The sequence below is a fragment of the Streptococcus sp. 2579 genome (assembly GCF_013277195.1).
GTDB lineage: Bacteria > Bacillota > Bacilli > Lactobacillales > Streptococcaceae > Streptococcus.
The window spans coordinates 177,059-197,836 of sequence record NZ_VMMM01000003.1; the positions used below are offsets into that span (position 1 = coordinate 177,059).

The 20,778-nt window shown below is 39.8% G+C and carries 40 protein-coding genes; 7 read left to right on the forward strand and 33 right to left on the reverse strand.

Annotated elements, in window-relative coordinates; all coding sequences use genetic code 11:
* Positions 1–50: 50 nt before the first annotated feature.
* The 15 genes from HT725_RS01625 to HT725_RS01695 form a co-directional block, all read right to left on the reverse strand.
* The gene (locus tag HT725_RS01625; protein ID WP_173252924.1) at positions 51–386 is read right to left on the reverse strand and encodes a hypothetical protein; all 336 of its coding nucleotides are present in this window, start codon (positions 384–386) and stop codon (positions 51–53) included.
* Positions 383–619, reverse strand: coding sequence for a hypothetical protein (locus tag HT725_RS01630; RefSeq protein WP_173252926.1), 237 nt, complete (start codon positions 617–619; stop codon positions 383–385). Before HT725_RS01630 ends, HT725_RS01625 begins: the two co-directional genes overlap by 4 nt.
* Positions 612–950: a hypothetical protein gene (locus HT725_RS01635; RefSeq protein ID WP_000221695.1), complete on the reverse strand. Its 339-nt coding sequence runs from the start codon at positions 948–950 to the stop codon at positions 612–614. Before HT725_RS01635 ends, HT725_RS01630 begins: the two co-directional genes overlap by 8 nt.
* A complete protein-coding gene (locus HT725_RS01640) occupies positions 895–1,335 on the reverse strand; it encodes a phage Gp19/Gp15/Gp42 family protein (protein WP_173252928.1) in 441 nt (146 codons plus the stop codon). Before HT725_RS01640 ends, HT725_RS01635 begins: the two co-directional genes overlap by 56 nt.
* A gap of 3 nt (positions 1,336–1,338) precedes the next feature.
* The gene (locus HT725_RS01645) at positions 1,339–1,551 is read right to left on the reverse strand and encodes a HeH/LEM domain-containing protein (protein ID WP_173252930.1); all 213 of its coding nucleotides are present in this window, start codon (positions 1,549–1,551) and stop codon (positions 1,339–1,341) included.
* A gap of 5 nt (positions 1,552–1,556) precedes the next feature.
* The gene (locus HT725_RS01650; RefSeq protein WP_173252932.1) at positions 1,557–2,453 is read right to left on the reverse strand and encodes a phage major capsid protein; all 897 of its coding nucleotides are present in this window, start codon (positions 2,451–2,453) and stop codon (positions 1,557–1,559) included.
* Between the two features lie 5 nt (positions 2,454–2,458).
* Positions 2,459–2,923, reverse strand: a complete 465-nt coding sequence (locus tag HT725_RS01655) for a DUF4355 domain-containing protein (RefSeq protein ID WP_173252934.1) — start codon at positions 2,921–2,923, stop codon at positions 2,459–2,461.
* Between the two features lie 82 nt (positions 2,924–3,005).
* Complete coding sequence (locus HT725_RS01660) at positions 3,006–4,418, reverse strand: terminase large subunit (RefSeq protein WP_050216383.1); 1,413 nt, start codon at positions 4,416–4,418, stop codon at positions 3,006–3,008.
* A 50-nt stretch (positions 4,419–4,468) separates the two neighbouring features.
* Positions 4,469–4,699: a hypothetical protein gene (locus HT725_RS01665; protein ID WP_050216382.1), complete on the reverse strand. Its 231-nt coding sequence runs from the start codon at positions 4,697–4,699 to the stop codon at positions 4,469–4,471.
* A gap of 49 nt (positions 4,700–4,748) precedes the next feature.
* A complete protein-coding gene (locus tag HT725_RS01670; RefSeq protein WP_173252935.1) occupies positions 4,749–4,976 on the reverse strand; it encodes a hypothetical protein in 228 nt (75 codons plus the stop codon).
* On the reverse strand, positions 4,963–6,198 hold the full coding sequence (locus HT725_RS10190) for a hypothetical protein (RefSeq protein ID WP_240149601.1): 1,236 nt from the start codon (positions 6,196–6,198) through the stop codon (positions 4,963–4,965). Before HT725_RS10190 ends, HT725_RS01670 begins: the two co-directional genes overlap by 14 nt.
* Positions 6,152–7,456, reverse strand: coding sequence for a hypothetical protein (locus HT725_RS01680; protein WP_173252937.1), 1,305 nt, complete (start codon positions 7,454–7,456; stop codon positions 6,152–6,154). The genes HT725_RS10190 and HT725_RS01680 overlap by 47 nt, the downstream gene beginning before the upstream one ends.
* A 192-nt stretch (positions 7,457–7,648) precedes the next feature.
* On the reverse strand, positions 7,649–7,993 hold the full coding sequence (locus HT725_RS01685; protein WP_050228905.1) for an HNH endonuclease signature motif containing protein: 345 nt from the start codon (positions 7,991–7,993) through the stop codon (positions 7,649–7,651).
* Positions 7,994–8,226: 233 nt separating this feature from the next.
* Complete coding sequence (locus HT725_RS01690) at positions 8,227–8,793, reverse strand: site-specific integrase (RefSeq protein ID WP_138700361.1); 567 nt, start codon at positions 8,791–8,793, stop codon at positions 8,227–8,229.
* A 287-nt stretch (positions 8,794–9,080) separates the two neighbouring features.
* Complete coding sequence (locus HT725_RS01695; RefSeq protein WP_023940104.1) at positions 9,081–9,509, reverse strand: ArpU family phage packaging/lysis transcriptional regulator; 429 nt, start codon at positions 9,507–9,509, stop codon at positions 9,081–9,083.
* 129 nt (positions 9,510–9,638) lie between these two features.
* Here HT725_RS01695 and HT725_RS01700 point away from each other — a divergent pair, with 129 nt between their 5' ends.
* Both HT725_RS01700 and HT725_RS01705 read left to right on the forward strand, forming a co-directional pair.
* Entirely contained in the window at positions 9,639–9,854 is a 216-nt protein-coding gene (locus HT725_RS01700) for an AbrB family transcriptional regulator (RefSeq protein ID WP_001098945.1), read from the forward strand.
* Positions 9,838–10,191 (forward strand): type II toxin-antitoxin system PemK/MazF family toxin, encoded by a 354-nt coding sequence (locus tag HT725_RS01705; RefSeq protein ID WP_138706349.1) that lies wholly within the window; start codon positions 9,838–9,840, stop codon positions 10,189–10,191. The genes HT725_RS01700 and HT725_RS01705 overlap by 17 nt, the downstream gene beginning before the upstream one ends.
* A gap of 20 nt (positions 10,192–10,211) precedes the next feature.
* On the opposite strand, the gene HT725_RS01710 is transcribed toward HT725_RS01705, so the two are convergent.
* The 14 genes from HT725_RS01710 to HT725_RS01775 form a co-directional block, all read right to left on the reverse strand.
* The gene (locus HT725_RS01710) at positions 10,212–10,604 is read right to left on the reverse strand and encodes a YopX family protein (protein ID WP_172922637.1); all 393 of its coding nucleotides are present in this window, start codon (positions 10,602–10,604) and stop codon (positions 10,212–10,214) included.
* Positions 10,601–10,861, reverse strand: a complete 261-nt coding sequence (locus HT725_RS01715) for a DUF1372 family protein (protein WP_173218430.1) — start codon at positions 10,859–10,861, stop codon at positions 10,601–10,603. The genes HT725_RS01710 and HT725_RS01715 overlap by 4 nt, the downstream gene beginning before the upstream one ends.
* Positions 10,858–11,139, reverse strand: a complete 282-nt coding sequence (locus tag HT725_RS01720; protein WP_173218428.1) for a hypothetical protein — start codon at positions 11,137–11,139, stop codon at positions 10,858–10,860. Before HT725_RS01720 ends, HT725_RS01715 begins: the two co-directional genes overlap by 4 nt.
* A complete protein-coding gene (locus tag HT725_RS01725) occupies positions 11,139–11,648 on the reverse strand; it encodes a DUF1642 domain-containing protein (protein WP_173218427.1) in 510 nt (169 codons plus the stop codon). Before HT725_RS01725 ends, HT725_RS01720 begins: the two co-directional genes overlap by 1 nt.
* 1 nt (position 11,649) lies before the next feature.
* A complete protein-coding gene (locus HT725_RS01730; RefSeq protein WP_173218425.1) occupies positions 11,650–11,967 on the reverse strand; it encodes a hypothetical protein in 318 nt (105 codons plus the stop codon).
* Entirely contained in the window at positions 11,939–12,148 is a 210-nt protein-coding gene (locus tag HT725_RS01735; RefSeq protein WP_173218423.1) for a hypothetical protein, read from the reverse strand. The genes HT725_RS01730 and HT725_RS01735 overlap by 29 nt, the downstream gene beginning before the upstream one ends.
* Before the next feature lie 14 nt (positions 12,149–12,162).
* Positions 12,163–12,558, reverse strand: coding sequence for a single-stranded DNA-binding protein (ssb, locus tag HT725_RS01740; protein WP_000609557.1), 396 nt, complete (start codon positions 12,556–12,558; stop codon positions 12,163–12,165).
* 86 nt (positions 12,559–12,644) lie between these two features.
* The gene (locus HT725_RS01745; RefSeq protein WP_173218421.1) at positions 12,645–12,872 is read right to left on the reverse strand and encodes a hypothetical protein; all 228 of its coding nucleotides are present in this window, start codon (positions 12,870–12,872) and stop codon (positions 12,645–12,647) included.
* 9 nt (positions 12,873–12,881) lie between these two features.
* Positions 12,882–13,343, reverse strand: a complete 462-nt coding sequence (locus HT725_RS01750; RefSeq protein WP_173218419.1) for a class I SAM-dependent methyltransferase — start codon at positions 13,341–13,343, stop codon at positions 12,882–12,884.
* On the reverse strand, positions 13,343–13,537 hold the full coding sequence (locus HT725_RS01755; RefSeq protein WP_173218417.1) for a hypothetical protein: 195 nt from the start codon (positions 13,535–13,537) through the stop codon (positions 13,343–13,345). Before HT725_RS01755 ends, HT725_RS01750 begins: the two co-directional genes overlap by 1 nt.
* Positions 13,537–14,433: a phage replisome organizer N-terminal domain-containing protein gene (locus tag HT725_RS01760; RefSeq protein ID WP_173218415.1), complete on the reverse strand. Its 897-nt coding sequence runs from the start codon at positions 14,431–14,433 to the stop codon at positions 13,537–13,539. Before HT725_RS01760 ends, HT725_RS01755 begins: the two co-directional genes overlap by 1 nt.
* Positions 14,424–14,672 (reverse strand): hypothetical protein, encoded by a 249-nt coding sequence (locus HT725_RS01765; RefSeq protein WP_240147142.1) that lies wholly within the window; start codon positions 14,670–14,672, stop codon positions 14,424–14,426. Before HT725_RS01765 ends, HT725_RS01760 begins: the two co-directional genes overlap by 10 nt.
* Positions 14,673–14,735: 63 nt before the next feature.
* On the reverse strand, positions 14,736–15,059 hold the full coding sequence (locus tag HT725_RS01770) for a hypothetical protein (RefSeq protein ID WP_173252939.1): 324 nt from the start codon (positions 15,057–15,059) through the stop codon (positions 14,736–14,738).
* Positions 15,060–15,071: 12 nt separating this feature from the next.
* Positions 15,072–15,362: a hypothetical protein gene (locus HT725_RS01775; RefSeq protein ID WP_023937079.1), complete on the reverse strand. Its 291-nt coding sequence runs from the start codon at positions 15,360–15,362 to the stop codon at positions 15,072–15,074.
* A gap of 305 nt (positions 15,363–15,667) precedes the next feature.
* Here HT725_RS01775 and HT725_RS01780 point away from each other — a divergent pair, with 305 nt between their 5' ends.
* A complete protein-coding gene (locus HT725_RS01780; protein ID WP_001135683.1) occupies positions 15,668–16,198 on the forward strand; it encodes a hypothetical protein in 531 nt (176 codons plus the stop codon).
* Positions 16,199–16,223: 25 nt separating this feature from the next.
* Here the strand turns inward: HT725_RS01780 and HT725_RS01785 are convergent, their stop codons facing one another.
* The 4 genes from HT725_RS01785 to HT725_RS01800 all read right to left on the reverse strand — a co-directional run bounded on the left by HT725_RS01785 (position 16,224) and on the right by HT725_RS01800 (position 17,138).
* Positions 16,224–16,364: a hypothetical protein gene (locus tag HT725_RS01785; RefSeq protein WP_000993373.1), complete on the reverse strand. Its 141-nt coding sequence runs from the start codon at positions 16,362–16,364 to the stop codon at positions 16,224–16,226.
* Positions 16,365–16,375: 11 nt separating this feature from the next.
* Positions 16,376–16,573, reverse strand: coding sequence for a hypothetical protein (locus HT725_RS01790; protein ID WP_001057655.1), 198 nt, complete (start codon positions 16,571–16,573; stop codon positions 16,376–16,378).
* Between the two features lie 11 nt (positions 16,574–16,584).
* Positions 16,585–16,770 (reverse strand): helix-turn-helix transcriptional regulator, encoded by a 186-nt coding sequence (locus tag HT725_RS01795; protein WP_000274132.1) that lies wholly within the window; start codon positions 16,768–16,770, stop codon positions 16,585–16,587.
* Positions 16,771–16,907: 137 nt separating this feature from the next.
* Positions 16,908–17,138, reverse strand: a complete 231-nt coding sequence (locus HT725_RS01800) for a hypothetical protein (RefSeq protein ID WP_023938094.1) — start codon at positions 17,136–17,138, stop codon at positions 16,908–16,910.
* 454 nt (positions 17,139–17,592) lie between these two features.
* Between HT725_RS01800 and HT725_RS01805 the strand changes: the two genes are divergently transcribed.
* The 4 genes from HT725_RS01805 (at position 17,593) to HT725_RS01820 (ending at position 20,672) form a co-directional block, all read left to right on the forward strand.
* Positions 17,593–18,387: a S24 family peptidase gene (locus HT725_RS01805; protein WP_173218411.1), complete on the forward strand. Its 795-nt coding sequence runs from the start codon at positions 17,593–17,595 to the stop codon at positions 18,385–18,387.
* A 7-nt stretch (positions 18,388–18,394) separates the two neighbouring features.
* The gene (locus HT725_RS01810; protein WP_031233729.1) at positions 18,395–18,859 is read left to right on the forward strand and encodes a hypothetical protein; all 465 of its coding nucleotides are present in this window, start codon (positions 18,395–18,397) and stop codon (positions 18,857–18,859) included.
* On the forward strand, positions 18,852–19,640 hold the full coding sequence (locus HT725_RS01815) for a DUF1828 domain-containing protein (RefSeq protein ID WP_173218409.1): 789 nt from the start codon (positions 18,852–18,854) through the stop codon (positions 19,638–19,640). The genes HT725_RS01810 and HT725_RS01815 overlap by 8 nt, the downstream gene beginning before the upstream one ends.
* Positions 19,641–20,075: 435 nt before the next feature.
* Positions 20,076–20,672 carry a CD20-like domain-containing protein gene (locus HT725_RS01820; protein ID WP_173218407.1) on the forward strand — a complete coding sequence of 199 codons (597 nt, stop codon included), beginning with the start codon at positions 20,076–20,078 and terminating at the stop codon, positions 20,670–20,672.
* Positions 20,673–20,778: the final 106 nt, after the last annotated feature.

Genomic DNA, 20,778 nt, shown 5'->3' on the forward strand with positions numbered 1-20,778 from the left:
GTTCTTACTTCTGTCGCTTCTAATTCTGGCGCCAAAACTACACCTCCTTTTTAAAAATAATTGATGTCATATACCGCTTGATAGCGATATTGCTTCGTTTCCGTGTCTGTAAAGTTGTAGTCACTATTGTGATGTACACCGCTAACTTCGTTGACTGTGATGAGATTCTCAACTACTCTCTTGACTTTCTCATTCAACTCAGCTGCCTTTTGAAGTGATGGTGCATAACTTTGAAAAGCGAATGTAGCGGAATGAACGTAGTCACTTCCACTACTCCCCGTCTTCTCAAGGATGACATAACTCTCAGGCATATTCGGTTTATGTTCAAAAAAAGACGGAACATCTAACTGTCCGTCCAAAAATTTCTTTATAACTAATTCGATCATCTCATAGCCTTCAGTAAAATATTATGTTTTTTATTTCTGGCTATGCTCTTGATGTCAGTTGTACTAATCTTCGCATTGGCACGCTTCTGCCCTGGCGATACGGTCAATTCAAACCCCTCGCCAGCTCTTTCAGCAATCCCTTGCCCTTTCTCCCTCAAAATGCCCTGCATTTCGGAAGAACGTAGCAAGGCAGACACCCCAGCCGAGTTCAATTGAAATTTCATATTACTCATAAACTTCAACCATAACCTTTCTATTCCAAGACAATGGAATCATTGACTCAATCCCCTCTTGAGGGATGCCAATCGTCCGCCATTTACGACCAAAAAACTTGACCTCACGGTTTTCCCACTTGTTAGTATCCCCTTTAGGAATACCGAGTGTATATTCCGCCTTCTTCCCAGTCAAGTTCATTTGATTGATGACGTCCTCTGATGAAGTTGGGGCAACCAATACATTTTGAACCTCAATCTCAACATCACGATGGATTGGATGGCCGAAATCGTCATTACCAATTTCTACCTTGTCCACTAAAATGACAGGGATTCCTTTTAGGTAGGTCATAAATTTCAATCGCTCCATATCGTTGTTTTTTCTTCAAACCAAGCCTTTTCAATTCGGTGTCCTTGATAAAGAGACCTCCCCCAGGCACAAGGTAAGAGCCACTAAACGAATAACCCAAGGCACTTTCAGCAACCTGAGTCATTGGTTCATGGTCTGTTGAGGTCATGAGGGTTCGTGCCACGATATCGACCGTGACAGACTTGGCAACACTAGCAAATGACACGCTTTCTGCCACCATATCGTCAAGGTCTCTACCGACTTTTTCAGCTTCCACTCGCAAAGAATTAGATACAACTTCCAACAAAGCCTCAGCCCTTGCACGCTCATCAAATTTCAACGAGCGCCACAACAATTCCAAGTCTTCAATCTTTGCAAAATTTCCCATAGCTTAACCCTTGTTTTCCTCGTATAAAGCTACCAAATCGGATTTTTTTAGACCCTTATCGTAATCAATGCCCAATTCATCCAAACTAGACTTCAATTCCGCTACGGTCAAATCCGCTCCGCTTGGTGCCGTATCTTCCACAGGCACCCAATCTCCGCCAAGAACACTCTCAGCGGAGATAATCACGCCCGTTTTCGTATCACGGTATAAAGCCATAAAACTTACGCTTTCACACGAGCAAAGGCATCTTCATCAAGAATACCCCAGCCGATAAAGGCTTCCGCACGCAAACAGATTTCGTTGTAGGCTTTAAGGTCACGACCTGCACCATCTGGATCACCGTATTCAATGATTTCCATTGGAATATTTTCAGCATAACCCCATTTGAAGCGGTTTTGGAAATCCCCTACAATAACGTGGTCTGTTTCAGCGGTACCACCAGTTACAGTGAGGTTTTTACTAATATCTGACTTCATGCCGTAGAATGAATCAGGATTTTGACCAAAGCGAAACTCAGGATATTGAACAACTCCGTTAACCTTAATTTTAGCCAAGTTTTGGCCTGCAGTTGGAGACAAGGCGAGGCCTGTCACTTCCCCACCTTTCGCTACAATCGTTTGAACTGCAGCATCAATATTATCATCGATATGCGCTTCATCATATGTAACAATATTACCAGTAATCACACCGTCAAATGAGTTTGTTGCACGGAAAGTTGCATCTGTCATGGATTTTGGTTCAAGACCGTGAATAGCAGCAAGATCAAATCCTTCAGCAATTTTTTTGGCGAATCCATCAATGTATTCTAACAAGAAATTCATTTGTTTTTCTTCTGATGCATATTTAAATTCATCTGTCATACGAGCTTGATAAACGAATTTAATGGGTTTAATAATTTTTGAAGTAATTTTAGCTTTCCCAGCTTGTTTTTGTTCACCCTCACCGACAATTTGCGCATTCCCTTCAAGGTTAAAGATGAATTGTTCCACACCGTTAAATGGGATTGGTGTTTGAGATGCTAGCTTAGCAAGGACAGAATGTCCCTGTACTTTACTAATAACTTCTTTAACTAGTTCTGGTTTAAAAAGTGTTCCAGCTTTCATTGCATTATCTGCCATAATTTCTATTCTCCTTTTGGTTGTAATTCACGAAGCATTTGCTTCATTTGCATAGTTTTGTCATCACCGATAGGGGGCTCCGTATCTCTTAGCGGTGCTTGAGGTATTGCTGGACGCATAAAGCCAGCTAGACGCTCAGCGTCAGCCCTCAATGCCTCTTCGTCAGCGCCTTGAATACGGTCAGCCAAGTCATAAGGCAAGCCATTTTGTAAAGCGATACGAGTTCGCAAGCTAGCAGTTTCATAATTGCTTACTTGCCCCTGCAATTCAGTGATTTGAGCGTCTGATTCGGCGATTGTCTGTTTTGTTTCCTCAACAGTAGCTTTCAAAGCGCCATTTTCAGACTCTAGTTCTGAAACACGTTTCTTGAGATCATCATAATCAGCGAATTTTTCACGCTCACGTCTGATACGTTCCTTCACGATGTTATCTAGCTCTTCCTGTGTTTCAATCGTTTTAAATTCAGACATCTTCATGTCTCCTTTCTCCTGCTTTCCCGGCAGTTCGGTAATTTTTTAGGCATCAAAAAAAGCAGTCTTTCAACCGCTCCTCTTAATAACTGATTTTTTGCTTTTTCTTAGGCTTAGTTGTCACACAAGCCCAATGCGCAAGCAAGGCGCTATCCATCAAAGAAATATCCATATCCGCAAAATGCGAGCGATAGCCAAACCCACCGTTTGAACCGATGTTCCGCTTCTCACAATTGGTTGTGATTTTCTTCAAAGACGGTTGACCAGCATGGCACAAGGTCTTTTGATAAATCCCTTGTTCCCACATAGAGTTAGCCACGATGATTTCCTTGACCGTAGGCAATATCACGCTCTTCATGCGTTCCTTTTTCAACTCTTCATCAAGGATTTTCTGACCGCTTGCCCCATCGACTACGATAGTAGCCACATCGGCACGCTTCACAAAATCCAAAATCCAGTCATTCCCATTACGGACTGACTGACAGTCAATCGTCTCAACAAAAATCCGCTCATCTACCGTACGAACAGCAATACTTAATGCCACGTTTGCGCCATCTTGACCATATTTGACTCCGACAAACAACTTACCTGATAAATCAGGCATAGAGTCAACACACAACTCATTCCATTCCGTTTCCGAAATAGCAGATTTCTGGTTGTATTCAGGCCAATAACCCAAACGCTGAACATTATGGTCTAGCTTATCATCACCAAGCTCGGCTTCTATCTTCCGCTCATTCAAATGGTAGCCCATTGAGGGATTGGAGTTATACCAGGCATCGACATCATCGATTTCTTTTTCCTCAGAAACCGACCATTCTGCCCAACCTGAGTATTTTCCTTTCCCAAACAGGCAAGTCTTACGGTAATTTGTAAATACCGTCCCATTTGAAACAGGTGTAGGTGGTGTCCCACACATGATTGTGATTGGATTGCTACTATCCGTTACCGTATATTTCAAGGCCGATTCCTGCTCAGTCGTATATTCCTGAGCCTCATCGATTACAAGAAGGTCAAAACCTTCCCCCAAACCACCATTGGATGTTCTGGTACGAAATTGTACAATCCCACCGCCGTCAAACAGTTCAATCCGCTCTTGTCCTTTGGCTCGTATAGAGCTAAAGTGCTCACCGTCCACATATCCCATTTTTTCAAGGTAACGTTTAACCTTTTCAAAAGAGGAATGAGAGGTGGATATTCTATGAGCCGTGTGTAGGATGTTTAGTCCATTATGCAGGCCCCAAAGTTCAAAAAGGTACAAGAGTTCAGACTTCCCATTACGACGAGGAATAGAGTAGCCAAATTTTTGATGCACCCACAAACCATTCTTGTCAACCGCCATGATAGAGGTCAACAAATTGACTTGCCAAGCGTAGCAAGAAAGACCTGTCCGCTCGTAGATTTCTACCGCTTCTTTCGCCTTAGAATTTTTCTTGACGTACTTTAAAATTACCGATTGAGTAGGATTCTGATTGCCAAGTTTCTTTCTAGCCATCCACTGCTCCTTTCAATCGTACCGCATGATAACCCTATCGCTGGGATGATTTAATTGATTACGTTTAAAATATAGTTTTTAGCAACATCTAGCATTCCCAATGCCTGCAAACTACTATCCCAGCTATAGCCAAGATTTATCTCACCATCTTTATCCAAAGAAACTACCAACACCGAAGTGTAGTCATGACTAGCCTCAAGATTTTCCTCCAAAATTTCTTTCACGGAAGCACCGCGCTCCAGACTAGACTTTTTCTCTGAAAAATCAATCGTGTTTCCCATTGTTACTCCTTTCTAAGCATAAGAAAAGCACTTAGATTTCTCTAGGTGCTTAATACCAAGCAACTTGCCCTGATTCTTTCAAACTGCCGTCTTCATTTTTTAGATTTATGATGCATTTTGACACATAATCAAAACCATATTTCGGGGGATCATTTCGCTTTATCTCACGGGTAGAAGGGTTAAATTCAAAAATCTCCCTTCTACTCACATCACCCTCAGGAAAGACCTCGTAATGGTAAAAACCGTTCACAATTTCAATCAAATTAAATTTTAACATTATTCTTCCTTTCCAAATATCGAGTCAAAGCATTACCATAATTATATGTTTCATCTGTTTTAGCATGAGCAGTATCATAATCCATATTCCCTCTGACATACATATAATCATGCTCCAATCGCTCGTGTTTCAATAATATCAAATCATGTGATTGGATATCCTTACCAGTAATCAGACGCTCCCACGACTCTGCCATATTGACTTCTGGATGAAATAAGCTTTCCCCGTCTTTTAAAAGATGGATATCATTAAAAACATGATTAAAAGCAATATCAACATCTTCCTTGGTAAAGTCTTTCATTTCCTTAAACTTTCCAATGTTCGAGTAAATTTTTCGCTTCTCTAATTCTTGATTACTATTTTTTATTTTGTCATACGTAAGATAAGCGTGCTTTTCTGCTTTAATAAAATCTTTTGGCAAAATATCATCATTCGATTCATCACGAAAATAATTTCTTGCACCAGATTGAACAGGTAAGCCTACACCTTTTAATACTTCTATTTTAGCACTTTTTTGAGATTCTGCCCAACGTTTAGTATAAACATTCTGTTTCTTCCCATTACCAGGATGATAGTCAACAGTACACCGACAATTGCCATGCCGTCTATATATATCCTTGGGAACTTCTGGATAATTGTATGAACCCTCTAAACTCTTGCACCATTTGCACGGATGACCGACAACTCTTCGAACGATTTTCGGACTCAACCCCACTTTGTGATGGAACTCCGCATTTTTTCGAATGCTATCATCCACAATGCTCTGACTAAAATTTACAATCGGATCATCAAGCAACCATTTTACATCATCGAAATTTTCCTCACTTGCTAAACGATTGACCAGACCATCAATTCTGTCTTGATTCAGTTCAGGAACCTGAGCAGCTAACCCAATTTTAGCCTCAGAGTTCAAATTCTTCTGAACTTGTTCAGTATAATCACTCACAAGCTCGTAATTCCGCCCCAGAACGTCCGTCAGCACACGTTGAGCGATATTGTAATACATTTTACCGTCTGGTAGCGTTTCGTTCGTCAGAGAGGCTCCCAGAGCCTTAGAAAGTATCTCTCCAATTTCAATTGCATATTGATTGGCATCCAAATAACTTGCCTTGCTATGCTGCAATTTAGACAGCAAGTCTTTCAAGACCTCACTATCTAGCCTAGCACCTTCAAATTCAGACTTGATTTTCTTGAGCAGGCTCGGAACGATATCCTCCACCATCTGCAACCTCCTTCACTACTGGAGCAGGCTTGTCTGACCCTTTAATTCCAGTCAAGTCACGGATGGTTTCAGCATCCATATAGCCAGGCACCGCTTGGTTCAGTTTGATAACACCATCACCAATTAAGGTCAGCATGTTAGCATCCGCCTCAAACAAAGGCTCCCACTTCACGACCGTTTTATTGAACTGTTTCCTCAAATACGGAAACTCATCACGTAAACAAGTAGCCACATAAGCCACATTCAGCAAACCAGAGCCCAGAGAGCGCTGAGCCTTCCGACCAGCTAACCGCAAGTTCTCATGACTAGCCTTAATAGCTTCAACAGATGACGGATTGTCAGATACAAAGCCAAGATCATCTAAGGTCAAGCCCATCTCCCCAGCAAAGCCAGCAGCTGCAGTCCGTAACTGCTCAGTAAAAGGAGACATGCTGGATGTGGTGAATTGTCCTACATTCGGCTTATCTCCTTCATCATCTTTGGTAAAGGTCAGCAAGCTAGACACAGTTGCTTTCCAAGTATCAATCGCCTCAGCATCTTGACTCAATCCCAACACATACTTCTGAGGGAATGAATAGAACTCAGCAGTCACATCTGACCGTTCAAGCGTTCGTTTAGCGTATCTCTGATAGTACATCCCTGCCCGAGTAATTCGTGACCGACCAAACGGACGAACCGCATCAGGTCTATGAATGACTGGCACCAGCAAAGGAACACCCGTTGGATTTCCGATTGCAAACGGCTGACCATCTTTCGGATAGAACCAAGTCACATCACTAGTGAAGTAAGCCTCAAGCACGGCATAACCATTGTCATCCCTTTTCAAAACGGCATAGCCCTCTGTCAGCAAGCCAGTGATAGGATCCAGAACACCAGTCGCGTTGCTTGCCTCAATAACCTGCAACCGAGGAGCATCATCATCGTCTCCTTGCGAGATGTAGACAAAACAACACGACCCAATCAATGCTGAAAGGATCGCGCTATCAAAGAATACATCTGGATTGTTCTGAGCAAAGATTTCGTTTGCCCCAAACTCATCATTAGCAAACTCACGAAAGACCAAACGGTCTGCTAGACTATCAACACCTTTAGCAGCCCAACCTAAGACCGCCCGATATTGTTGCCTGATTTGAGGTGGTATCGTAATACCAACATCTATGTCATTGTGTTGCATAGCATACTGATTATATCTAGTATCTACACCCATTTTGTAATTGGCTAACTTCTTCCTGAGATAGCCCATACCTTTCAATGTCATTTTATACAACTACCTTTCATTTCCCGCGAGAAAAAATGTACAGTGACGGTGTGAAGCCCTGAAGCACCGAGGGGGAGGGGGTCATCCCCCCCACCTTGGCAGGAACACTCGTCCTCTTTTTTAATCTCTGTCTAATTATTTTTTTAAAACACGGTCTATTTATTTTTTAAATGATTACTGATGGTTTTAATATTAACTCTTATATTTAAACCAATCTGTACTTTGTGGCAAGTTCCTATTACCGATAACCTTTGTTCCATTTGTCTTCTCATCAGCATATAGCTTGTCAGACTTCTGTCTATTGCATTGCCAATGTGCTAACTGCAAGTTAGCAATATCAGATGGATGTCCATTCTTATTTACTGGAACGATGTGGTCAATGACTGGACTTAATGGATGAGGATATCTCAGGTCTTTGTCTACAGGCTGGCCACATATCCCACAAGTGTTTCTTGTCTTTAAGATAATCTTCTTGTTCTTCTCAAAGGCTACTCTATGTGGTCCGCTACGGTCTGCACGGAGGGGGTTGGTATTCATCTAAGGAGGGGGTCCTTTCTTTTAGGGTAGGGGGGTTGGTGTTCTCAAATATACCCCCTCGGTATCTTTCAAAACAGGGGTGTTTTTAGTGCACCCACCCCCTCTTGTATTTAACATATCTTATATTTTGTGACTTTCGAGAGAACCTGCTTTAACTCAGTCTAGGCAATGCTTCAACTACATTTCTGATTTATTGAATTTACCGTTTCTCAATATGATAAATAGACATGCTTTTAATACGTAAAAGTAAGCATACTTTCATCTATTTCATCTTGATTATAGCCTATATAGTCCAATGTTATATCTGGTGCAGAGTGATTAAGTATCTGCATTAAGATAGCTATATTACCATTCTGTTTGTAGTGATGGTACCCAAATGTTTTTCTCATTGAGTGAGTACCAATATGTTCAAGTCCAGAATGATTTGCTGCATCATTTAGAAATTGATACACAGCTACTCTTCCTATATGCTTGATTCTAAGTCCATCGCCCCTAACTTTCTTCCGGCTCGGAAAGAGGTAGTCGTAACTTTCAAGATTATTTTCTTTTATGTAGCGATTCAAGGCTTTTCTTAACTCTGGGTTAACTGCGAACCTTCTTACTTTCCCTGTCTTTTTCTCTTTTATTTCTATTCTGTCTTGGGTAACATGTTTTACTTGGAGAGGAACAATATCGCTTACTCGTAAACCTGAGTATATCCCAAATAAAAAGAGAATATAGTTTCGTTCACTTTTTGATTTTAAATAATTTTTCATTCGTTCGATATCGTCTAAATCACGAATTGGTTCTACTTTCTTCATGTACCTCTCCTTTCTACATAAAAAGCCACTAGTCGTGGCATTGAATATGACAGTAGCTGGAATTGAACCAGCTGGTCTAGCAGTAAAACGCACGCTTGGTAAAAGTTTCAAGGAGACCCAAACAACCTGCTAACCTGTCCTTACTGTCTAAGAGGTCGAAACCTCTATATTTTTAGGAGTCCTCATGACTGTTCGTTGCCAATCATTGGATAATACTATTTTAGCACCTTTTTCCGTTCCAATTCTCCCAAGATTTTCCCAGATTTTTCCCAAGATTTTCCCAGAAATCACTTGTAAACCAGAAGGTTGCTTGCTTGATAGGACTCCGCGAACTCTAAAAGAGCTTTGTTTAATATCCGATAATACTCACTGGATGAGTAGCCTAGTTCTGAATAAATACTGTAGTCTTCCCTCCTTTTCTTCCTGCAATATCGTTCGATTAGGATACGTGTGTATTCCATATCAGAAAGATTGTTGATTGCTTTAGCGATTAGTTCTAGGTCCTGCTGAGCTGATACTCTACGCAAGACCATGCTTTCTACCTGCTTACTTGTCTGACCACTTGATGATTTTGGTTCAAGCGAGTAGGATATTGTTATTTTTGGAGCGTATTCTTCTCCAGCTATCCGTCTCAGACGACTGTATTTTTTAAGGACTTTGATAGCTTCCTTTCTTGTCTTCTTTTCATCGATGATATCCAATAACTCTATTTGCACACGAACTCCTCCTCATGATATAATAGTTATGCGAAACTATAACACGAGAAGTCAGCTGTGCTGGCTTTTTTCTTGCCTTGCTCCCTTTTTAGGTGTATACTGTATGTATACTAAATAAAGGAGAAACAAATGAATACTGTTAAAACTCGTAAGGTTGGGAACTCTGTCACTGTGACCATTCCCAAAACACTCAACGTTCCAGAAGGTCAGGAAATGTTTGTCTACAAGGGTGTAGATAATGTCATTGTCCTAGCTCCAAAAATTCCAGACCCATTTAGCGGCGATGCAGACCTACGCATGGAAGATGACTTCGAGGGGGTAAAATTCCTTGACAGCGAAATATGATTACATTCCAGAAAAACAGGACATCATCTGGATTGACTTTGACCCGTCTGTTGGGCGTGAGATTCAGAAACGCCGTCCTGCTATTGTCGTCTCTCGTAGAGAATATTCGGAGCGGACTGGATTTGTGGCTGTATGCCCTATTACACACGGTCAAAACAGACTAGAAGAACAAGGTCTGCTCGTTCCTGTGCGTTCCAATAAGGTAGATGGCTCTGTCAATCCACTCCAACTCTATACTTTTGACTTTAGAGAGCGCAGGGCTCAAAAAATCACAACCATGGATACAACCAGTTTTCAGAAGGTTGTCCAACTCTACAATTTCATCTTCGAAGCCTAGTCCTTATGGATTGGGCTTTTTTATTCCTCCAAAAATTCAGGGTTTTCGTAGATGTTGCCGATGACTTCTTCATGCTCAGTCCACGCATATCCTTCTCCCAAGTCTTTTAGGTATACAGCTGGCATTCCACCTATGAATGTACCACCATATTCTTTTTCTAAATACACTTCATGTGGACATCCTCTTGTGCATTTGATAATATCTCCGACAAAGACCTCTTTGCCGTTCTTATCCTTGAGTCCTGTTGATTGCATGATAGAGTCATAATCATCAAAATGTAACCACTTTTTTCTATCTTCAATCCAAATGACAGGACAAGTCCAGTTTTCATCATCTGTGTCACAATTGCCTACCATGACTTTGTAATTCATTTCTTTTCGCAGTCTATCCCACGCTCTAAATTTTGGTATCATAACATCACCTCATCCCCAACTTTCACTTTCTCATACACGTCCTTCGTAACCACGAACACCCCGTAGTCACGTATAGTAAGCGTGTATAGCTTCCCGTGCCGTCCTTTCTCAAGGACCTTGCCAAATATCTCAGCGCCTGCGTTATCAGCCTTATAGATAACCATCGGCTTCTTTTCTTCTAAATCTCGAATCCTGTCCATCTGCCAGATGTTTAGTCCAGCAGATAATAATATCCATATTGCGATAAATCTTTTCAATCTGTGACCTCCTGCTGTGGTTTAAAAGGCAATTCTTTTCTTGCTTCACTCATAATATAAAGATTGTCTGTTGGCAATGTTGCGAAGTATGTTCTCGATACTGCCGCTTGACAAAAAATCATTTCGTCAAAAACTAGCTGACATAACTCTACCAAACACTCTTCAATATCAAATACTTCGTCATCGTCTTCACTATCCATTTGCTCTTCATAAAACTCTGCAATTTCACAAGCTTTTCTGTACAATTTACCTGCAAACTCTCTTTTCATTTCTTCCATCACTCAACCTCCTCAATCTCAACACCTTCACAATTGAAAACCCATCCGAATCCAGCTTCTTCTAGTTCTTTACAGGTGTGATGTGCTCTGTGTCCGTCTGAATTATTTTTATCTGTGACCGTCCATATATCAGCATTTTTGTGATAGCTCAAAAAGCTCAGTGCGTTTACGATACCTTTCATCTTTACCCGATACCGCTTCTCTTCCTCGACATCGTAGCCGTCAAGCCATGCACGAGCAAGTGTTTCTTGATTGCATTCGTGATAAAACCATCTTTGAAGGTCCTCACTATCTTCATCATCTATAGACTTCATTAAATCTTGTAAGTCCCAATTATATTCTTTTGCTTCTTGAATATATTTATGAACACACTGCGGAACTTTGACTTTTTCTGGTTCGTCTAGTTGTTTGATTGTATCGATGATTCTGTCTACATCAATACAATTGATAAACCTACTTTTACTTTCTTTTAAGACGTTACAATAATCAATCAATTCCTTAAGTTTCATCTTAGCTTCCTCCATAAATCAAATAAACTGCAATAACTACCTGAGCCATGCTTGGCGAATAGCTAATCCAATCATCAAACTCCTTAGATTTTGGCAACCAATCCTTGGTAGCTCCCAAATCGTATTCTTTAGGTCTTTCATCAGCGAAGATACATTCCATCACTCCCATAAACGTCATGCCATCTTCTGTCATTTCCCAGAAATAATCCGCCCGGTCTTTTACCGCTTGTGGTAAATCTTGCTTGGGAGGTTTGGGTTTCCCGTCTTCTACCGTCCAGTTGTATACTTCATTAACTTTTTGCTTTAACTCTTCCATCATCTTCCAACTCCTCTACTTTCTGTCTTAATTCTTTATTCTTTTTCTTCAACAAATCGCGCTCCAGCGCTCTAATCCGTCTCTTGCGTGCATCGCACGGTTTCGAATACTCGATTATCTTCTCTTCGTTTTGCTCGATTGTGCGTTTCAGTCCTTCAATCTCAGCCTGTTTGTCATACTTCAACCAAACACCTCCCACTAAAACGGAAAATCATCTTCTTCAAGGGCGTATCCTGGCATTTGTTCCTCAATGTTCGAACGGTTAGCAGTATCATCACGCTTTTCAAGTCGCTCAAAACCATCTGCGACCACCTCAGTCAGATAGACCCTGCGCCCCTCCTGATTCTCATAATTCCTTGTCTGGATGCGCCCTGTCACACCGACCAGATTGCCTTTCTTGCACCATTCTGCGAACAGTTCCGCCTGCTTGCGCCACATCATACAGTTGATGAAGTCCGCCTCTCGCTCGCCGTTTGCTCCCTTGAAGTTCCGATTGACCGCCAGAGTAAAGGTAGCAACCGCCACATTCGACGGCGTATATTTTAATTCAGGGTCTTTCGTTAAGCGCCCTACCAATGTAACGTTATTGATCATCTTTCTTTTCCTTTCTTGCTGCACGTTCCCCTATTAAGTAGCCGAGAAATAACCACAGAATCGCCATTCCAAATTCTTTAATAAGTTCAATCATTTTCTTCTCCTCCTGAAAAAGTCGCTAAATAGTAACAATCCTTCGCACCATAGTCAAACCGTGTCGTCCGCTGACCAATGTGCTTCTGAAACCTTGGATGAGTGATAGCCGAGAAAGCCCACTGATGATCTTCCATTTGCTCAATGAGATCATCGACATTGTCAAACCTCCCAAGGAAAAACTTGCAGTGCCCGTTATAGACGAAGTAAAGATTTAACATCAATACCTCCTAAAATTTCATAAAAGCCATCCAGTGAGTTGTCCCACGCTGTTGCCCAAAAAGTGGTTGTTGTGGGACTAATTCCAAAATTTCCTTAACATTTACTTGAGCATCAGACCACTTGAAAATAAGTGTTCCTCCTGTTTTCAAAACCCTAAAACATTCTTCAAAACCTTGTTGTAAATCTAATCTCCAAGTCAACAAGTCTAGTTGTCCATATTGCGCACGCATGAATGATTTCTGGCCAGCCCATAAAAGGTGTGGCGGATCAAATACAACAAGGTTAAATGTTTCATCATCAAATGGCATATCTCGAAAATCTGCAACAATGTCTGGCTTAACGTTGATTTTCTTTTTGTGAATCTCAAATTCCTCTTCACGTCTATCCATGTATGTTGTGTGTGGTTCCTTTTTATTAAACCAAAACATTCGAGAGCCACAACACGCATCTAGTATTCTGATATCTTTCATCACTCCACCTCAACAGGGTAAAAGTTCCCAAAGCAACCCCTCAATGCCTTACCAACCTGTACGGCTGCCCCACGAGAAACAAACCGCATGGCTTTCTTCTCCTCAGAATATGAAATGTCCAAACCAGTCACTCCGATAACTGCGGACATCAGAAAGGGCTTATCCTCTCTTGTCCCATGTCTTAAAATAAACATCAGCCACCTCTATTTTCAAGCCTTTCAAGTAATTCACGTTTCCGTTTTTCAAGCTCTTCCTTGTCCTCCTCGCTCGTGGTATTCACATAGTTAGGTTGAGACCATTCGGGAACATTTGATTTTTGATTCCCTGACTGACCCTTGATTTTACTTTCTTTGTAGGCTCGCTCACGTTCATCGACTGCTGCAATCGTCAAGACTCCGTCTTTTTTCCAATTCGTCAAAATTGCTTTAATATAACTAAAATTCCGTTTACCATTGTCAGCAGCAAAACCAATTGCTTTCAGAACAACTTTCGCTTCCATTCCATCCAAAGTGATGAACTCTTTCAAGATTTCAAATTGAGTTCCATCTAACGGAGCAATACGAGATTGATATTCTTCCACGATGAGCTCGACTGGATTTTTATTTTTATTTTTATTTTTATTTTTATCTATATCTTTCTCTATCTCTATATCTATCTCTTTATCTATATCTATATCTCCGTTACACTTTGTTTCATCGGTGTTACAATGTAACACCTGTTTGTTCTCTCGAAACTTGCGAACCCTTCTGGCAGTTGCTGTTTCACTCCCAACCATCTCAGGAACTTGCTCTAAGAAATAGTCCCTGTCATTTTTTCTAGTCAACAATCCTTTGCTTTCTAAAAAAATCAATGTAATTTTAATATCTTCGACATTTTCGTCAATGACAAGAGCGATTTCTTCAGCTAGATTGTCAGCCAATCCATCGTAGTAAATATGCCCTCCGTCTTCCAAGCTAATTAACATCATTTTGAGATAAATGATGGTATGTGTATCTCCGCCAGCAATCTTGCGAAGTAGTTTCATCTCCTTTGACTTAAAGAAGTCCTGAGCAAGCTGGATCCAGAAATACCGCTTGTTTTTTAACGCCATAATTTCACACCCCATTTCCTACGGTTAGCGCGGTACTTCATCCGCATATCCTCATAGATGTACCTGCCTTCTAGCGCCATCTTCTCAACCTTTAGCAGTTTATTCTCAGAGACCACATCACGATAGTCCTTTGCTAGTTTTCCATAGTCGGTTAGGTATTCTTTGATAAGTGAAATTTTCCTGTTCTCGTCCTCTAAATATATTTCGAAATCAGATTTTTCTTCATCAGACGACATCATTTCTTTATTCACTCTCTCATGCCAGAATAGCCATTCAATCAATTCTTCCATTTCCTGCCCTCCTCATGACAAAAGTCTGATTGCAGACTGTTTAGGTTCTGGTAAGCCTAACGGCTCTGGACGCAAGCCTACAGGCGGTTCATTGTCGTAGGTGAAGCCCTTGAACGGACGACGAATATTCTTGCGAATTTCTTGCCATTTGTCCTCTCTACCACGTTCGTATGCATGATTACGCACTTGGATAATCATAGACGCAAATTCTTGCTCTTCTCGTCTCTCTTCTTCCTCTCGTTTTTCTTGCAGTTTGATATGACGATAAGCCCCTGCAAATCCAAGCAGCAAGGCTCCAACACCCATCAACTGGTCTAAAATCGGTGGTTCAAACATTTTTCTATCTCCTTACGCTCTTAATTTTCGTACTTCTTTCTCTAATTCCAAAATTTCATAAACATCATTGACATCGTACATAATATCTTTCCCTTGCTTACGAAATCTTAACCCTTTACGTTCTAATTTCTTAATATAGGCATGAGTAAAGCCAAACTTCTTCATCAAAGCCTGTTGATTGATTGGCATACGATCATTCTCTAACTGCTCCTTGACCTGCTTTTCAGCAAAAGCCAATAATTGATTTGTGAACAATTCAGCACTTTCGCCGTCTAATCGTAATTGTAACGTTATACCTTCCATTTTCTACATCCTCTCAACTATGCGGGCAAGCATTTTTGTGATATAATGGTTTAAATTGTTTTAGTATGCGCCTGACTTCGTCAGGTGCTTTTTTGCGTTCTTGTCAAACTGTATTACTTTCCAGCGCTCTGAGTTCTATCTCATGGCTGACTTGTCTAAATAGCTTCTCACACGCTATTTTAGCTTCTCTGTACGTTGTAGATTCACTGAGTAACTATTTTTAAATTCCTTATTTGCCATCTCTTCCTCTCCTTTCTATTTTTCTCTCCTTTTTGCTATAATAAAAGCAGAAAGGAAGTGATCTAATGCCACAAATCACCAATGATAATGTCCAGATTTGGACACTCTATATCACAGTAATAATTGCAGTTATCGGTTTTGTTTTTAATACCATTTCACTCTGGCAAACAAAGAAAGCTACAGAGGATATGGCAAAGCCTTATATTAATGTTTATGTAGATGTCTATGCAGTTAAAAATCAACAACGTACCTTTGTTTTTAAAAACTTTGGCCAAACTCCAGCATATATAGATAATATTCAGATAGATGGCGAATTGGATCCATTGAATTCTGTACACCGCTTCAACTCACTTATCGGAAATATGATTGCCCCAGGACAAAAATTTACATCATCAATAGACCCAGATTATAAAGGTCGAATTACACTGACAATTACTTACTCCGATAGCAAGAAACACAAATATATAGACAAGTTTGTACTTGATGCTACATTGGCATCTGCAATGTTCTACACTGTAAACGAGAGCAATAAAAGCGATTCTCCAGCTACAGCTATCAGACAATCGACCATGGCTCTATTACGCGATCTACGATAGAACCATCTCCGAGCGATTTTACAGTTCAAACATCACGTAAGAATTCAATTTTTATCTCAACAGTTTCATCGTCAAGTGTATTGGCGATGATTTTATTTTTTGCGTCAATCGCTTCGTTCAAGTCTTTACAAGTTAATTCATAAAATACATTTACATTTGCATTCATCTCTTCCCCTCCTACTCCAGCACCTTACTGCCGACTACCAACCGTTTAACGACAACGTCCATCTCCTTAAACTCGGCATTCTCTGCACAGTAGCGGACGCTCTCACTGATGATGTGACAAATAGATACGCCGTACTCGTTCGCCAGCTCCGTAGCGATCTCCCAGGCATCTCTGTCAATCCGTGTTACTTTTTGCGCTGCGTTGTTCATAGTATTTCCTCCTACAACATATCTTCCACCCTACACCCTAGCGCCTTGGCGATGACCACCGCCTGCGACAGCGTCACTGCCTTCAGGTCGTTCTCGATCCGTGACAAGGTCGTGTAGTCTATCAAGGTTCGCTTGGCAAGCTCACGCAAGCCCAGCTTTTGAGCCGTTCTCAGCTCCCTCATTTTCGCTCCGTACATCGACTTTTTCCTTTCTACTAATAGGTCTTTTCAAAACTGTTGGTACTTGTCAACAGTTTTGATAGAATTATTCTATCGATTTTGAAAAAGTTTGACCTTTTTGACTTTTGTTTGTTTTATCTCTTTTTGAGATATTTTTAACTGAAGAATAAGTCAGTTTCACTCATTCCGAATTTATTAGCAATAATTGCCATTTCATAATCCTGAAAAGGAAACTGACCTTTTTCTTTAAGTTCATACTGACGACGATTTTTTAACCCAATCAAGTCCGCCATGTATAACGTAGTAAGCTCTCTTTTTCTACGTTCTTCCCTTAATCGAATTTTAGGAAGAAGAAATTGAGAACGTATTTTCTCTTTATTTGTCAACAATAATTCTCCTCTCTTATATAAGCCAAGTAATAATGATAACTAGAATAGTTAAGGCAATCAAAGACCAAGTGATAAATTTAGCGGTTTTGTTTTGCATTTTTTCTACCTTGTGCTATAATGAAATTACACAATAGTGGTTGGGGCTTTCGCCCCTTCCACTCTCTTCCTAGAAGAGTTTTGATATAAGATTTACCAGTGCAGAGATTAGATTGATGAGGGCTATTATCAAACCGATCTTGACTTCATTGGTAAGTCTTTTCTTTTTGTGCTTTTTCATTTAGTCCATCCTTTCTGTTGTTTTCCTTGTCTTAAGATTGCCTTTCTCAACCTTACAAGACTATTATATCTCATTTTGAGATATAAGCCAATGATTTTTTATCTCTTTTTGAGATTTTTTTATTTATTTTTTTATCTCATTGTGATATATTATAGGTAGAGAAAGGAAATGTTTATGAATATACTAGGTAATTCTATTAAAGAAATCAGAAAATCTAAGAAAATGACACAAAACGAATTGTCACAGTTGACTGGTTTTAAACAAAATACTATATCCAATCATGAGAACGGCAAACGACAATTAGACGAAACAGATATTAGAATTTATGCTGCTGCTCTCGAAGTTGAGCCACAACAACTATTTAGTCTTTCTAAAGTTACCACCCCCACAGCGTCCCCAGATTCGCTCACACAGCAGATAACGAACAAGGTGGTACAATTAACCCCAGATAATAAAAAAATCGTCCTACGGACTTCTGAGGAGCTTCTGGAGAGACAAAAAGCAAACGGCGAGATGTACATAGAGCAAAACGAAGAAGAAACGAAGATAAACGAAGTATCGGAAGTTATCAGCTTGTACCAAGTTGAGGTTGTATCTGAGACGGCAGCAGCTTCTGGATTTAACTATGGATTTGGTTACGATGATACAGACAGAGAGACTATAGAGGTTGACGAGCAACCACCACGCCACGATATTGCGACTAAGGTCAGCGGAGACTCCATGCAGCCTGACTACCAAGACGGAGATATCCTCTATTTAGTAGACAAGGGACTGACTACCTACAACGGAGATTTGGCAGTTATCGCATATGGAGACCGTTCTTACTTCAAAAAGATCTATACCGAAAACGGACGCTTACGCCTCGTATCACTCAATGACAAGTACGAAGACATCATCCTAGACTTCCCACCAGCCGAAGACACACACATCAAGATCTATGCAGTTATCGGGGTGTATAGAGGGGAGTAAGGAAAAAATGAATTACAACGACTTAAATGATCAGCAGGTACAAGAATTAATTAACAAACTGAAGTACCCCAAAAACGAACTTTCTTTTAATGAAATCCATACTACAATCTCGTCTTTATTTGGTAAAATAGATATAGACGAAGCTATTATTGATGATGATGACATTCAATATATACTTCACATATACAGAGGAAGGATGAATCCTGAGCGCTACAGCATTCATATTAGGTTTAAAAATTCCCATAATCATTTAGTTAGGGTAGACATTAATCCATCTAATAGACATGTGAATCCTGATGACTCAATTGTAGAGGGGAATCACATTCATATATACTCCAATCACTACGATAAAAAGGATAGAGTTGCTATCCCGCTTGAAGATTCTGACTTCCCTAATTTAACTCACATTGTGGACGTATTTTCTGAATTCATCAAATATACACATATCAAGACGGAGGCTGATGATGAATAACTCAAATACACTAAAAAATATATATTTTGATTGGTTATTAAAAGAGTATAAGTTCAATGATCTAGAGAAAAATATAGTAGAAATTAGAACACCGTTTTTAGATAATGATTTTGATCATATCATCCTATATGCTGAGTTTTTATCAGATGGTAGGGTCACACTCACAGATGACGGATGGACCATTAACAATTTAAAAAGTCACGGCGTTAGTTTCTCAAATCGTTCAACATACAAAAATAACTTACTAAATACAATCGTAAACAATTTAGGTACGAGAGCTGAAAATGGAGAGTTGTTTATCACAACCAGCCTCGAAAAATTCCCACTTGCAAAGCAACGGTTGCTCCAAACTATTATGCAGGTGAATGATATGATAGTCTTACGAGATACAACAATTAAAAATGTTTTCCATGACGAAATAGAAAACACCTTAGTACAGAGAGAGGTTCTTTTTACAAGAAGGCCGTCTTATTCAGGTAAAGAGGGGATAACTGTGCAATTTGACTTCGCAATTCCCACAATCAAAAAAGAAAGACTTGTAAGGACTATTTCAAACGGAAATGATCTCAACAGGGCTAAATTACTCGCAATGGATACACGTATTTTACAGAACCATAAAGATAACGTTGAATATATTGCTGTAGTCGACGATATACACCATAGATTTGATAAAGTGGCAGAAACCCTAGCGGTATTTAACGAAAATAGCAAAGATAAAATAATATTGTTATCTCATAAAGATATCTTAGAAAATTCTCTTTTATTATCAAATGTGATATAAAAAATCCCCGCACTCGGCAATAGTCCCCCATATCCAAGAAGTCTATTGTGCAAAATTGATATTTTTTGAAAATTATATTACAATACAGCTATCAGGAGTTTAGCTCCATAAAGTTTAGGTTTGGATTTTAGATCCATATCGTGATGGTAGCCGTATTTGATACGGCTACTTTTCTTTTCATATTCTAGTAAACATAAGTCGTTAAAATAAGTTGACGTTTGACAGAAATTAAAAAAAGAAATACACTAAGAATGTAAAAAAGCCTTGTTCGTCAAGGATAAAATCGTCTGGTGTACTTCTAAGAGGTACACCTTATTTTATTATCTGACGAGCTGCCAACTGTTTCCATTTTGGAAATAGTTGGCATGTAAAAAACAGAAATAAAAATATGTGCAATAACTGATCCACACTAAAAGCTGATAGAGAGGTTTCATTATGAAACAAGAACGCAAAGTTTTAGGTATTTTAGCTATTATTTTTGGAGCAATTGCTCTACTTGGCTCATGGATGCCTATCATCAATAATTTTTCATTCATTCTAGCTATTTTAGCTCTTATCTTCGGTTTAATTGGTTTTGCAGTAAATCGAAAAAGACCAAAAACACTAGCTATTATTGGGACGGTTCTAGCAGTCGTGTCTATTGCTATTGTATTAGTAACTCAAGCAATGTACGCTAAATCATTGAAAGAACTAGGTAAAAACATTGAAGAGACTGTTAGCTCTGTAAGTTCTTCTATCGAATCATCTCAAAAAGAGGAAGATGCTAAATTTAACTGGACAAAAGAACAGTTTGATACGCTTCAAGTTGGTGATATTATCAACTATGGAGCTGGTGGAACTAACTACGATGACGTTGCTAGCGTTCACGGAGAACCTAACAATGTGACAACTAGTTCAGTAAATGACCACGACAGCAAGACAGTATCATATACTTCTACTGGTAGCAAATATAAGAGCGTTATTCTTTCGTTTTCAAAACAAGACGACGGTTCTTTCTTGTTGACTTCTAAAATCAGCTCAGGTCTAGAGTAAAAAAGACAACAAAAAATCCCCACACTCTCCATCGCCAAACTTTGAGTGTGAGGATTCAACTTTCCATCAAGCAAGCAATGGAAAGGATGATAAAAAAATACAACTA

What these genes read in the sequence shown, in the direction of transcription:
- HT725_RS01625 (WP_173252924.1), bottom strand. Translation starts at nt 386, where the DNA reads ATGATCGAATTAGTTATAAAGAAATTTTTGGACGGACAGTTAGATGTT.
- HT725_RS01630 (WP_173252926.1), bottom strand. Translation starts at nt 619, where the DNA reads ATGAGTAATATGAAATTTCAATTGAACTCGGCTGGGGTGTCTGCCTTG.
- HT725_RS01635 (WP_000221695.1), bottom strand. Translation starts at nt 950, where the DNA reads ATGACCTACCTAAAAGGAATCCCTGTCATTTTAGTGGACAAGGTAGAA.
- HT725_RS01640 (WP_173252928.1), bottom strand. Translation starts at nt 1,335, where the DNA reads ATGGGAAATTTTGCAAAGATTGAAGACTTGGAATTGTTGTGGCGCTCG.
- HT725_RS01645 (WP_173252930.1), bottom strand. Translation starts at nt 1,551, where the DNA reads ATGGCTTTATACCGTGATACGAAAACGGGCGTGATTATCTCCGCTGAG.
- HT725_RS01650 (WP_173252932.1), bottom strand. Translation starts at nt 2,453, where the DNA reads ATGGCAGATAATGCAATGAAAGCTGGAACACTTTTTAAACCAGAACTA.
- HT725_RS01655 (WP_173252934.1), bottom strand. Translation starts at nt 2,923, where the DNA reads ATGTCTGAATTTAAAACGATTGAAACACAGGAAGAGCTAGATAACATC.
- HT725_RS01660 (WP_050216383.1), bottom strand. Translation starts at nt 4,418, where the DNA reads ATGGCTAGAAAGAAACTTGGCAATCAGAATCCTACTCAATCGGTAATT.
- HT725_RS01665 (WP_050216382.1), bottom strand. Translation starts at nt 4,699, where the DNA reads ATGGGAAACACGATTGATTTTTCAGAGAAAAAGTCTAGTCTGGAGCGC.
- HT725_RS01670 (WP_173252935.1), bottom strand. Translation starts at nt 4,976, where the DNA reads ATGTTAAAATTTAATTTGATTGAAATTGTGAACGGTTTTTACCATTAC.
- HT725_RS10190 (WP_240149601.1), bottom strand. Translation starts at nt 6,198, where the DNA reads ATGGTGGAGGATATCGTTCCGAGCCTGCTCAAGAAAATCAAGTCTGAA.
- HT725_RS01680 (WP_173252937.1), bottom strand. Translation starts at nt 7,456, where the DNA reads ATGACATTGAAAGGTATGGGCTATCTCAGGAAGAAGTTAGCCAATTAC.
- HT725_RS01685 (WP_050228905.1), bottom strand. Translation starts at nt 7,993, where the DNA reads ATGAATACCAACCCCCTCCGTGCAGACCGTAGCGGACCACATAGAGTA.
- HT725_RS01690 (WP_138700361.1), bottom strand. Translation starts at nt 8,793, where the DNA reads ATGAAGAAAGTAGAACCAATTCGTGATTTAGACGATATCGAACGAATG.
- HT725_RS01700 (WP_001098945.1), top strand. Translation starts at nt 9,639, where the DNA reads ATGAATACTGTTAAAACTCGTAAGGTTGGGAACTCTGTCACTGTGACC.
- HT725_RS01710 (WP_172922637.1), bottom strand. Translation starts at nt 10,604, where the DNA reads ATGATACCAAAATTTAGAGCGTGGGATAGACTGCGAAAAGAAATGAAT.
- HT725_RS01720 (WP_173218428.1), bottom strand. Translation starts at nt 11,139, where the DNA reads ATGGAAGAAATGAAAAGAGAGTTTGCAGGTAAATTGTACAGAAAAGCT.
- HT725_RS01725 (WP_173218427.1), bottom strand. Translation starts at nt 11,648, where the DNA reads ATGAAACTTAAGGAATTGATTGATTATTGTAACGTCTTAAAAGAAAGT.
- HT725_RS01730 (WP_173218425.1), bottom strand. Translation starts at nt 11,967, where the DNA reads ATGATGGAAGAGTTAAAGCAAAAAGTTAATGAAGTATACAACTGGACG.
- ssb (WP_000609557.1), bottom strand. Translation starts at nt 12,558, where the DNA reads ATGATCAATAACGTTACATTGGTAGGGCGCTTAACGAAAGACCCTGAA.
- HT725_RS01745 (WP_173218421.1), bottom strand. Translation starts at nt 12,872, where the DNA reads ATGTTAAATCTTTACTTCGTCTATAACGGGCACTGCAAGTTTTTCCTT.
- HT725_RS01750 (WP_173218419.1), bottom strand. Translation starts at nt 13,343, where the DNA reads ATGAAAGATATCAGAATACTAGATGCGTGTTGTGGCTCTCGAATGTTT.
- HT725_RS01755 (WP_173218417.1), bottom strand. Translation starts at nt 13,537, where the DNA reads ATGTTTATTTTAAGACATGGGACAAGAGAGGATAAGCCCTTTCTGATG.
- HT725_RS01760 (WP_173218415.1), bottom strand. Translation starts at nt 14,433, where the DNA reads ATGGCGTTAAAAAACAAGCGGTATTTCTGGATCCAGCTTGCTCAGGAC.
- HT725_RS01765 (WP_240147142.1), bottom strand. Translation starts at nt 14,672, where the DNA reads ATGATGTCGTCTGATGAAGAAAAATCTGATTTCGAAATATATTTAGAG.
- HT725_RS01770 (WP_173252939.1), bottom strand. Translation starts at nt 15,059, where the DNA reads ATGTTTGAACCACCGATTTTAGACCAGTTGATGGGTGTTGGAGCCTTG.
- HT725_RS01775 (WP_023937079.1), bottom strand. Translation starts at nt 15,362, where the DNA reads ATGGAAGGTATAACGTTACAATTACGATTAGACGGCGAAAGTGCTGAA.
- HT725_RS01780 (WP_001135683.1), top strand. Translation starts at nt 15,668, where the DNA reads ATGCCACAAATCACCAATGATAATGTCCAGATTTGGACACTCTATATC.
- HT725_RS01785 (WP_000993373.1), bottom strand. Translation starts at nt 16,364, where the DNA reads ATGAATGCAAATGTAAATGTATTTTATGAATTAACTTGTAAAGACTTG.
- HT725_RS01790 (WP_001057655.1), bottom strand. Translation starts at nt 16,573, where the DNA reads ATGAACAACGCAGCGCAAAAAGTAACACGGATTGACAGAGATGCCTGG.
- HT725_RS01795 (WP_000274132.1), bottom strand. Translation starts at nt 16,770, where the DNA reads ATGTACGGAGCGAAAATGAGGGAGCTGAGAACGGCTCAAAAGCTGGGC.
- HT725_RS01805 (WP_173218411.1), top strand. Translation starts at nt 17,593, where the DNA reads ATGAATATACTAGGTAATTCTATTAAAGAAATCAGAAAATCTAAGAAA.
- HT725_RS01810 (WP_031233729.1), top strand. Translation starts at nt 18,395, where the DNA reads ATGAATTACAACGACTTAAATGATCAGCAGGTACAAGAATTAATTAAC.
- HT725_RS01815 (WP_173218409.1), top strand. Translation starts at nt 18,852, where the DNA reads ATGAATAACTCAAATACACTAAAAAATATATATTTTGATTGGTTATTA.
- HT725_RS01820 (WP_173218407.1), top strand. Translation starts at nt 20,076, where the DNA reads ATGAAACAAGAACGCAAAGTTTTAGGTATTTTAGCTATTATTTTTGGA.